Source organism: Crenalkalicoccus roseus (genome assembly GCF_004761865.1).
Classification (GTDB): Bacteria; Pseudomonadota; Alphaproteobacteria; order Acetobacterales; family Acetobacteraceae; genus Crenalkalicoccus; species Crenalkalicoccus roseus.
The window spans coordinates 1-1,564 of record NZ_SJDM01000101.1; the positions used below are offsets into that span (position 1 = coordinate 1).

Annotated in this window: 1 pseudogene; it reads right to left on the reverse strand. The window is 73.7% G+C overall.

The features are described 5' to 3' along the window. Positions 1 to 831: 831 nt before the first annotated feature. Positions 832 to 1,564, reverse strand: a pseudogene (locus tag ET526_RS21050) (tape measure protein); the annotation flags it as partial.

Below are 1,564 nucleotides of genomic sequence, written 5' to 3' on the forward strand. Positions count from 1 at the left end.
CTGGCCGAGCCCGGTCCAGGCGCGGAAGGGACCGGAGGCGAAGTCGAGCTCGACCAGCACGACGGGTGCGGCGACCGACGAAGTGGCGGAGGAAGCCGCATGCGGTGACAGCCGTGGCGTGCCGTTGGTGTCGGACACTACAGGGCCTCCTCGAGGCGGATCGTGATCGCGGTGAAGCGGCCGGGGCGGGTCGGATTGGCCGCCTCGTCGTCGGAGACGAGCCGCATCGGCACGGTGGGCTTGGTCAGCACCAGGGGCTCGGCGATCGACGCCGCGGCGCGCAGCGGTGGGGNGCGATCGGGATGGTGGCGGTCCCCGCGCCGGAGGCGGTCACCGCCTCGGTGGCCATGTAGAGCCGCCCGCCAAGGCCGAGGTAGTCGCCGGCGGCCATGGCGAGCGCATTCGGCCACCAGCCCTGGGTCTGGATGGCGAGTGCGCCGCGCGCGGCGCCGGCCGCGAGCGACGGATTGCCGGAGCCGACCACCAGGCCGGTGCCGTCGGTGAAGAGCGTGGCGTCGGAGAAGGAATACGGACCGGCGGGCACCTGGCCCTGGCTGCGGGGATCGCCGGTGCGGTACTCCCGCCGCCAGTCCCAGATGCGCACGGTGTTCACCGAGCCGGCGAGCGCCGCGAGCAGCCCCTCCAGCAGCCCGGCGCGGGCTGGGCTGAGCGGGTCGAAGCTCGCCTCCGCCACCCAGCGCGCGCCCTCGCGGCGGAGCACCTGGGTCACGCGGGTGACCGGCGAGACGAAGCGGGTGGTGTTGTGCTGCAGGTAGAAGACCAGCCGCGAGGGGCGCAGCACCTCCGGCCAGGCGTACTCGACCATCGCCGCTACCCCCGCACCGTCTCGTAGGCCGCGCCGCCGCGGCGGATGGCGTCCAGCGTCATGGCCGAGGCCTGGCGGGCGATCTGCCCGGCGAGCAGCCGCAGCCGCGCCTCGACGCCGGCATCGGCCCCGCGGGCGTCGATCGCGATGGAGGTGTTGATGGTGGTGCCGCCCGGCGCCACGCCGTTCGGCAGCACCACGCCCGACTGGCGAGGGACGAACCACTCCGGCCCGCGCTCGCCGACGATGTAGGGCTGCCCGGCGGTGACCGGGCCGCCCTCGGCGCGGAACAGTCCGCCAAGCCAGGAACCGATGCCGCTGAACATGCTGTCGAAGGAGAAGCCGGAGAGCGCGGAGGACACGGCGTTACCGAGCGGCTCGGTGATGGTCCGGCGAGCGATGATGCGGGCGAGGTCCTGCCGCAGTCCCTCCATCACCTTGGACAGCTTCTCGCCGCGGACGATCGCGTCCTCGAAGGCCGAGGAGAAGGCGAAGCCGAGTTCCTGGACCGCCTCGCGCGTGCCGTCGGTGCTGCGCTGCAGCCGGCGCTCGGCCTCCTCCAGGTCCTCCAGCGCCCGCTGCGCCTCCCGGCTGATGGTCTCGTCGGGGATCGGCCGGCCGGCGCGCTCGGCGCGCACCACCAGGTCCGACAGCCGCTCCATCCGCCGCTGGTAGCGCTCATAGGCCGTCTCGTTGTCCTGGATGAGGCGCTCGCGCTCGCGCAGCAGGTCGTTCAGC